The sequence below is a fragment of the Natronomonas sp. CBA1123 genome, from assembly GCF_009741925.1.
GTDB lineage: Archaea > Halobacteriota > Halobacteria > Halobacteriales > Haloarculaceae > Natronomonas.
In genome coordinates, this window is sequence record NZ_WPCC01000071.1 from 1 (window position 1) to 8314 (window position 8314).

11 protein-coding genes and 2 pseudogenes are annotated in these 8314 nt (G+C 67.4%); 10 read left to right on the forward strand and 3 right to left on the reverse strand.

All coding sequences use genetic code 11. The features are described from left to right. From GJ631_RS17900 to GJ631_RS17935, 9 genes and pseudogenes are all read left to right on the forward strand, one after another. A pseudogene (locus GJ631_RS17900) lies at positions 1-154 on the forward strand (transcription initiation factor IIB 2); the annotation flags it as partial. Positions 155-202: 48 nt separating this feature from the next. Then, positions 203-1189 (forward strand): annotated as a pseudogene (gene cofD / locus GJ631_RS18815) (2-phospho-L-lactate transferase); the annotation flags it as partial. Positions 1190-1204: 15 nt separating this feature from the next. Next, on the forward strand, positions 1205-1975 hold the full coding sequence (locus GJ631_RS18820) for a tRNA-dihydrouridine synthase (protein WP_197425189.1): 771 nt from the start codon (positions 1205-1207) through the stop codon (positions 1973-1975). After that, on the forward strand, positions 1968-2801 hold the full coding sequence (locus GJ631_RS17910) for a triphosphoribosyl-dephospho-CoA synthase (protein ID WP_156710461.1): 834 nt from the start codon (positions 1968-1970) through the stop codon (positions 2799-2801). The genes GJ631_RS18820 and GJ631_RS17910 overlap by 8 nt, the downstream gene beginning before the upstream one ends. Before the next feature lie 3 nt (positions 2802-2804). Then, entirely contained in the window at positions 2805-3401 is a 597-nt protein-coding gene (locus GJ631_RS17915; protein ID WP_156710462.1) for a DUF447 domain-containing protein, read from the forward strand. A gap of 70 nt (positions 3402-3471) precedes the next feature. Next, a complete protein-coding gene (locus GJ631_RS17920) occupies positions 3472-3660 on the forward strand; it encodes a 30S ribosomal protein S17e (RefSeq protein WP_156710463.1) in 189 nt (62 codons plus the stop codon). Between the two features lie 115 nt (positions 3661-3775). Further along, positions 3776-4810, forward strand: a complete 1035-nt coding sequence (asd, locus tag GJ631_RS17925) for an aspartate-semialdehyde dehydrogenase (protein WP_156710464.1) — start codon at positions 3776-3778, stop codon at positions 4808-4810. Positions 4811-4981: 171 nt separating this feature from the next. After that, complete coding sequence (locus GJ631_RS17930) at positions 4982-5473, forward strand: hypothetical protein (protein ID WP_156710465.1); 492 nt, start codon at positions 4982-4984, stop codon at positions 5471-5473. Positions 5474-5520: 47 nt separating this feature from the next. Then, positions 5521-5895 (forward strand): VOC family protein, encoded by a 375-nt coding sequence (locus GJ631_RS17935; protein WP_156710466.1) that lies wholly within the window; start codon positions 5521-5523, stop codon positions 5893-5895. Here the strand turns inward: GJ631_RS17935 and GJ631_RS17940 are convergent. The 3 genes from GJ631_RS17940 to GJ631_RS17950 are packed head-to-tail and all read right to left on the reverse strand — an operon-like array spanning position 5892 to position 7648. Next, on the reverse strand, positions 5892-6263 hold the full coding sequence (locus GJ631_RS17940) for a universal stress protein (RefSeq protein ID WP_156710467.1): 372 nt from the start codon (positions 6261-6263) through the stop codon (positions 5892-5894). The two genes, GJ631_RS17935 and GJ631_RS17940, sit on opposite strands and share 4 nt — an antisense overlap. 26 nt (positions 6264-6289) lie before the next feature. After that, on the reverse strand, positions 6290-7234 hold the full coding sequence (locus GJ631_RS17945) for a D-2-hydroxyacid dehydrogenase (protein WP_156710468.1): 945 nt from the start codon (positions 7232-7234) through the stop codon (positions 6290-6292). Between the two features lie 39 nt (positions 7235-7273). Then, positions 7274-7648: a universal stress protein gene (locus GJ631_RS17950; RefSeq protein ID WP_156710469.1), complete on the reverse strand. Its 375-nt coding sequence runs from the start codon at positions 7646-7648 to the stop codon at positions 7274-7276. 86 nt (positions 7649-7734) lie between these two features. Between GJ631_RS17950 and GJ631_RS17955 the strand changes: the two genes are divergently transcribed. After that, a partial coding sequence (locus GJ631_RS17955; protein ID WP_156710470.1) for an MFS transporter occupies positions 7735-8314 on the forward strand: 580 nt, incomplete at its 3' end.

Genomic DNA, 8314 nt, shown 5'->3' on the forward strand with positions numbered 1-8314 from the left:
GGTCGGCCTCGCCGCCGCCGCGGTGTACGCAGCCGCGTTGCTCTGCAATCAGAAGGTCACCCAAAACGAGGTCAGCGAGGTCAGCGACATCTCGGAGGTCACCATCCGCAACCGCTACAAGCAGATTCTCCGGGCGGCCGACGTGACGACGTGACCGTCGGCTAACGGTCAGATACAAACCCGTCGGCGCGAAAGCCGACGTATGGTTACGTTCCTCGCGGGTGGGACGGGAACGCCGAAACTCCTCGACGGCGGTGACGGCGTCTTCGACCCCGCCGAGACGCCGGTCGTCGCCAACACCGGCGACGACGTGGAGTTGGGCGGCCTGCTGGTCTGTCCCGACGTGGACACGACGCTGTTCGCCGAGAGCGGCCGCCTCGACCGCGAGACGTGGTGGGGTATCGCCGACGACACGACGGAAACCCACGAGGAGTTACAGGAACTCGCCGATGCGGCCGGCCTCGACGCCGGCCCGCGATACCTCCCCGATTCGGCCCAGACCGCCGGCCGTGACATCGCACGCTGGCGGCGCTTCTCCGGCGTCGCGGAATTCATGCAGTTGGGCGACCGCGACCGTGCGCTCCACATCACCCGGACGGGACTGCTCGACGAAGGCCGGTCGCTGACCGAGGCGACGCGGACGCTCGCCGACGCCCTCGGCGTCGAACGCTCCGTTTTCCCGATGAGCGACGACCCCGTCGCCACCATCGTCCACACCGACGAAGGACCGATGCACTTCCAGGCGTTCTGGGTTCACCGACGCGCCGAACCCGCAGTCGAATCCGTCGAGTTCCGCGGCGCCGAGACGGCGAGCGCCACGGCTGCAGTCCGTGATGCACTCGACGCCCCGGTCGTCGTCGGTCCCTCGAACCCGGTGACGAGCATCGGCCCGATGCTCGCAATCGATGGGATTCGCGAGGCGCTCGAATCGACACCGGTCGTCGCCGTCTCCCCGTTCGTCGAAGACGAGGTGTTCTCCGGGCCCGCCGGCAAACTGATGGCGGCGACCGGCTCCGACCCCTCGACGGCCGGCGTCGCGGAAGCCTACCAATTCGTCGACGCCTTCGTTCTCGACACCGACGACGGAACCGACCTCGACCGCCCGGCCGTCCGGACCGATACGACGCTCGATGGCCCGGCCGACAGCGAGCGGGTGTGCCGTGCCGTCCGCGAGGCCATCGAACGCGTCGGGGGGGGTGGTGTGATGTTCACGCCGCGTCTCGCCGCCGCGTCGCTGTCCGGCCAATCCGACGCCGCGTGGGCCAAGCAGGCCGCGCCACACGTCGGTTGTGCCATCCTCGGCGGTATCGCCCTCGATGAGGCAACCCGAAGCGCCGCCCGAGACCTCCGCGACCGCGACCGCGAGGAGTTCCTGCCGGCGGACCCGATTGCGTTCGTCGACGACCAACTCACCGCGCTCGATGCTGTCGGCGTGCTGCCGGGATTCAACGTCCGCAGCGCGACGCTGGACCCTATCACCGAGGCGGCGGCGGTCTGTGCCGACCACGACGCGCTCCTCGAAATCAACGCCCACTGCCGACAGGCGGAGATGTGCGCCGCCGGCGCGGGCGAATCGCTGCTCGAAGACGGCGACCGGCTCTGTGAACAGGTCGCCACGGCAGCCAACGCCGGCGCGACCGTGAGCGTGAAAGTTAGAACCGAGGTTCCGGGCGTCGAGTTGCCGGAGCTTTCGGCGCGACTCGTCGACGCGGGCGCCGACGTAATCCACGTCGATGCGATGGACAGCGAGTCGGTCGTCGGCGATATCGTCGAAGCAGCCCCGGGGGCGTTCGTCGTGGCGAACAACGGCGTCCGAGACCGCGAGACGGTCTTCGAGTATCTCGAATACGGCGCGGACGCGGTGTCGGTCGGTCGTCCCTCGACGGACCCGGCAGTCCTCCGACGGGTCCGGGAGGCGGTCGAGGCGTACTTCGCCGACACACGGTCGGAAGCGGGGGTGTCTCCGGATGCGTGACGCCGCCGAGAACGGCCAACTCGCGTTGCTGTTGGAGGTCTCGGGGACGCCGAAACCGGGCAACGTCGACCGCCACCGCGACTACGACGACCTCCGATTCGAACACTTCCTCGCGGGCGCCGTTGGCTCGCTTCGCGGCCTCCGGATGGCCGCCGACGGCGCGGCGGTCGGCCGAGCTTTCGAGCGTGCCGTCGCGGGAATGGCCGAGCAATCCGGCGGTAACACCCAGTTCGGCGCGCTGTTGATGTTGACACCGCTCGTTCGGGCAGCCGCGACCGAGCGACTCTCCCCCGAGGGAACAACGGCAGTCGTCGAGGCGACCACCGTCGACGACGCCTGTGACTTCTATCGGGCATTCGACCACGTCGACGTGGCGGTCGACGACCTCCCCGACGATGCCGACGCACTCGACGTACGCCGCGGGAGCGACGCCGTGGAGACGCTCCGGGAGCGCGGAACGACGCTGTACGACGTGATGGAACGCTCGGCGAGCGTCGACGGTGTCGCCGCGGAGTGGACGAACGGCTTCGAGCGGAGTTTCGAGGCCGCCGAGTGGTTACTGGAGGACGACGGACCCATCTACCGCCGCGCCTCGCGGGCCTTCATCCGACTGCTCGCCGAACAACCGGACACCTTCGTCGTCACGCGCAACGGCGAGGCCGCCGCCGAGGAGGCGACCGAACGGGCACGGGCCGTCCTCGACGGCAGCGAAGACGCCGAGGAACTGGCCGAGGAGTTCCGTGACCGCGATATCAATCCCGGCACGACGGCCGACCTCACCGCCGCCGCGCTGTTCGTCGCGCTGGAGCGCGGTATGGAGGTGTGAGGAATGGGCGAAAACGGAGACACCGCCGAGTGGCCGGTCGAGTTACGCGGCGTCACCGAATCGGTCGTGACGACGCTCGGGCCGAACGGCCGCTGGAACGTCGCCGCGCTCGGGCTGTTCGAACCGACCGATAGAAACGGTGTCACCGCCCGGACGTGGGGCCGAACCCGAACGTGGCGGAACTTCACCGAACGCGAAGGCGGGTACGTCCAGTTCACCCGCGACCCGGTCGATTTCGTCGACGCGGCGTGTTCGGTTCGCGAGGAAGACGACCCGGTTCTCGACAGCGCCGACGCGTGGGTTCGGGTCGAGGTCGACGCCGTCGAGGAGGGAGTCGAGGGCGACACCCAATGGGTCGAGTGGGCGCTTTCCCCCGTCGAGTCGGCCGTCGAGCGGCGGGTCGTCCCGACGACGAACCGTGGTTACTACGCCGTCGTCGAGGCGACGGTCGCCGCCTCACGGTTGGACGTGCCGAGTTACGACGACGAGACGCTTCGGGAGCGGTTGGCGTACTTCGCCGATGTCGTCGAGCGATGCGGCGGCGAGCGAGAGCGGGAGGCCCTCGACCGACTCCGGGCCTACACCGACCTCTCAGTGTGAGTCGACGACACATGCTGTGAGGGCCCTTTCGAACCTTTTTTGAAGCACAGCACAGTAGGGGACTTTACCAATGGCCATCAAGCCCGCCTACGTCAAGAAGACCGCAACGCTGCTCATGGAACGGTACCCGAAAGCCTTCGGTGCCGATTTCGAGCACAACAAGGAACTGGTAGAGGAGCTGACCAACATCGAGTCGAAGGGCGTCCGGAACCGAGTCGCCGGGTACGTCACCCGCAAGCAGCGCGCGACGCCGGCGTAGAACGGGCTTTCGTTTCTCTCGCTTTCGAACGGACAGCGACGGTACCGGCAGGAATCGCCGGACAGTTCCTGCGTCTTTCACAACCGTTTTTGGTGGGCTCATCATACGTCCACCAATGTCTACCCGTGTAGGTGTCCTCGGCGCGACCGGCGCCGTCGGACAGCGACTCATCCAACTGCTCGCACCACACCCGGAGTTCGAAATCGCCGCACTCACCGCCTCGGAGGATTCGGCCGGTCGCACCTACCGAGACGCCGCCAAGTGGCGCGTCGGAACGCCGATTCCCGAATCAGTCGCCGACATCACCGTTGTCGAAACCGACCCCGACGCGGTTCCCAACGACGTCGACCTGCTGTTCTCCTCGCTGCCCTCCAGCGTCGGCGCGGCGGTCGAACCCGCCTTCGTCGAGGACGGCTACGTCGTCTCCTCGAACTCCTCGAACGGCCGGATGGACGAGGACATCCCGCTGACCATCCCCGAGGTCAACGCCGACCACCTCAGCCTCATCGAGGTCCAGCGCGACGAACGCGGCTGGGACGGTGCGCTCGTCAAGAACCCCAACTGTTCGACGATTACGTTCGTGCCGACGCTGGCGGCCCTCGACGACTTCGGCGTCGAGCGCGTCCACGTCGCCACGCTGCAGGCCGTCTCCGGCGCCGGCTACTCCGGCGTCACCTCGATGGAAATCATCGACAACGCCATGCCCCACATCGGCGGCGAGGCCGAGAAGATGGAGACCGAATCCCGCAAACTGCTCGGTGACTTCGACGGCGCCGAACTCCGGATGCACGACGCCGAGGTGTCGGCGTCCTGCAACCGCATCCCGACGCTCGACGGCCATCTCGAGAACGTCTGGGCCGACCTCTCCGAGGACCCGACTGTCGCGGAAATCGCCCAGGCGATGACCGACTACCCGAGCGCCGACCTCCACTCCTCGCCCGACCAGCTCATCGAGGTGTTCGAGGACCCCGAGCGACCCCAACCCCGCATGGACCGCATGCTCGGCGACGGCATGTCCGTCGCCGCCGGCGGTATCGAGTCGACGCCACACGGCGTCCAGTACAACTGTCTCGCTCACAACACCATCCGCGGCGCGGCCGGCGCCTCCGTTCTCAACGGCGAACTGTTGCTCGAAGAGGGCTACCTCTAGACGAACCCCTCCCTCGGATTTATATACGAAACCGAGGCCACGGGCCGTATGCGTTGACGAGCGGCCGTAGTCCGCCGTGGCGGGAGCGTGGCACACGGACTACGGTCACCGGAGTGTGCCGCCTGTTCGCCCAACCGAAACCGACCTAAAGCGGCGCGTCCACGGGCCGGTATGCGCGAACACCTCCTCGGGCGGACGCCGCGGCTCACCGGCTACTTCTGTGGCATCGCGGTCGGGTTGGCGCTGCTCGTCGCAGGGCTTGAGGCGGCCCGCACGGTCTTCGGGAGCGAGCTCTCCCCGACGGTTTTCACGGTGTACGCCGCCGTCGGCGTCCTCGGCGGACTCCTGCTTTCGTTCGTCGCCGGCTACCTCAACGGAAGCGTCCTCGCCAGTTGGGCCGCGGGGACGGTGCCGCTGGCCGGTCGGGTCGGTCCCGTTCTCGTCGAGGACTCCCTCCGAGAGGTCGGTCTCTCGGCGGTCGGTGCCGTCGGCGGCGGCGTTCTACTCGGTAGCGTCGGCTTCGTCGTCGCCGTCGAGAAGCACCGCCGCGACGCGAAAACCGCCGACCTCCCCGACCCACCCTCACGGGCCGACTTACTCGGCATCCTCATCATCTCCGCCGTCGTCGGCGGATTACTGCTTGGCGTGGCCGCTCTCCTCTAAGCGGCCGACATCGTCGGTGTTATGGCTCCCCGGCGCGCCGCTGCCGTATGGTCATCCTGCACACCTGTCTGAACGTTTCGGACGTCGACCAGTCCATCGAGTGGTACACCGAGAACCTCGACTTCGAGGAGTCGTGGGGCTTCGAGACGCCCGACGGCGAGACCGTCAACCGCTACGTCGCCGACGACAACGGCGTCGAACTCCAGCTCTCCGATACCGAGGGACAAACTCCCAGCGAAGAGGGCGAGCTCTGGGACCATCTCGCGGTGAAAGTCGACGATGTCGATGCGGCCTTCGAGGAGATAGACGACCACGGCGTCATCAAAGAGCCTGGCGACCAGCCCGCCGCTGGCGCCCGGACGGCGTTCGTCCGCGACCCCGACGGCCACGCCATCGAACTCATCGAACCGCTGGAGGACTAGAGCTTCCGCGCCGGCAGCACGAACACGGGCTTGTCGACTTTGTTGAGGACGGTTCTGGTCGTCGACCCGATAGTCGAGATGCCGCCGCTTCTCGCCGGCCCGACGATGATTTCGTCGATGTCGTTGTCGCGGACGAAATTGACGATTTCCTGTCCCGGGACGCCCTCGCGTCGGAACGTCCGAACCTCGACCAGTCCGGTCAACTCCACTTGTGCCACGTCGAGGGCAGCCTCGCGGTCGTCTGACTCGTCGGGAACGTCGACCGTGAGGACGTAGACCTCGTCGTCGGATTCGAGTTTCTCCGTCAGGTACTCGCAGGCAGCCTCCGTCGTCGGTGCGGACGCCGTCGCAACGAGATACCGTGTCATCGTCGGAGACGTTAGACGACCCGTCGCTAATCGTTTTCGGCCGCGCCGACCCGATTCCGGAGTGGCCGCCCGTCGGCCAACCGCCGGACGTTGTCCGCGACGATGTCGGCCAGTCGGTCGTAGTATTTCGGCGTCGCTCCGGCGCTGTGTGGCGTTATCAACACGTTGTCGAAGTTCCACAGCGGATGGTCGTCCGGTAGCGGTTCGGGGTCGGTTACGTCGAGTGCGGCGCCGCCCAGACGCCCTCGGCGAAGCGAACGGACGAGCGCGTCGGTGTCGACGACCGCACCACGGGCGACGTTGACCAGCACCGCGTCCGGTTGGAGCGTGGTCAACTCGGCCGAACCGATTAGCCCCCGTGTCGACTCCGTAAGCGGACAGCACAACACGAGGTAGTCCGTTCGAGCCAGCGCCTCGTGGAGACTGTCGGGGCCGAACACCTCGTCGGTCGGTCCTCCACCGTCGGGGTTTCGTCGGACGCCGAGGGTTGTCACGCCGAAGGAATCGAGGCGCTCGGCGACCGCGGTTCCGATAGCGCCCAGTCCGACGATGGTCACAGTCGACCCGGCGAGTTCACCGGGGTCGATAGCTTGCCACGTCTCGGCGCGTGCGGCGTCGTGGAGTCCTCGCGAGAACGAGAGGATGGCTCCAATCGCGTGTTCGGCGGCGTTCGGTGCGTGGACGCCAGTGGCACTTGTCACAGCCACGCCGGCATCGTCGAGAGCATCCATCGGGAGGTGCCCGTAACCGGCGTACGCACAGGCGAACAGCCGAAGGTTCGATGCGTCGGCGACTGCTTTGGCGTCGATTCGTGGTCCGGTCACCACGTCAGCCGACGCGAGTAGTCGGCGTTCGTCGGCCGGCGTTGCGGCGAACCGAACCCGGTGGTCGTCAAGTCGCTCTTCGAGCCGTTCGGCGTAGGATTCGGCCGACAGCCGGTGTACGCCTTCCCGCAGGACGAGCAGTTCCATACCGGAGGTTCGTCGGCACACCTAATCAACGCCGGCGTCTTAGACGGACAGGGGAACGACGACGACCGGCACGTTGGCGCCTTCGAGTATCCGTCGTGCGGTGCCGCCCAACTCCGGGCCTGAATCGGGGTCACCGGCGTGGGGACCGATGACGATAACATCGATGTCGGCGTTGTTCGCCGCCGAGAGGATGCCCGAGGCGGGGTCGCCGTCGGTCAGGAACTGCTCGGTCGTGATGTCGGCACGGCCGGCCAATCGAGCAGTCACGACGTTGAGTGCGTCTTCGGCGTCGCGGCCGTCGGTTCCGGGCACTGAGACGACGCTGACGAAGTCGTCGTCTTCGAGCCGAGGGTCGAGATAATCACAGGCGGCCGCCGTCGTGTGTACGGAGTCGGTCGCGACCAAATAGCGCATACGACGGCTTCGACGGCGGTGCCCTCGAAGCTTCGGGTCGACGCGAATCGCGTCGCTTACCAACGGGCCGGTCGTCGTTTTCGACGATGACGAGTCGTCGGCAGTGGGCGGCGCTGAGCCTCGCCACCTTCGCGCGGTTTGCGGGCGCCATCCTCATGGGAACGGCCCTCGCGGTGGTCGTCGAGGCACGGGCCTCCGCCTTCGCCGCCGGCGTCGTCGGCACCGCCTACTACGCCGGCCTGATGCTGTTCTCGCCGTTCTGGGGTGCCCTCGCCGACATCACCGGAAAGCGACGACTCGTTCTCCTCGTGACGGGCATCGGTGGCGTCATCGCCGTGCTACCGCTTGTCGTCGCCGACACGGTTGCCATCGCAGTCGGTTCACGAGGCGTCTACGCGGCCTTCCTGGCCGGATTCGCGCCGGTCGCACTCGCCATCGCCAGCCACCACGGTGGCACGACGGGCCGGGGCCGCTCCATCGGTATCTTCAACAGCGCCCGCTCCGGCGGGTTCGCACTCGGCTACGTCGTCTCCGGTGCCCTGTTGGAGTACGTCACGCCCGTCGACATCTACTGGGCCATCGCCGCGGTGACGTTCCTCTCGACGGTCGCGCTGCTCGCGGTGTCGGACCCGACGCCGACGCCGGAGCGGCAACCGACCGCGAGCG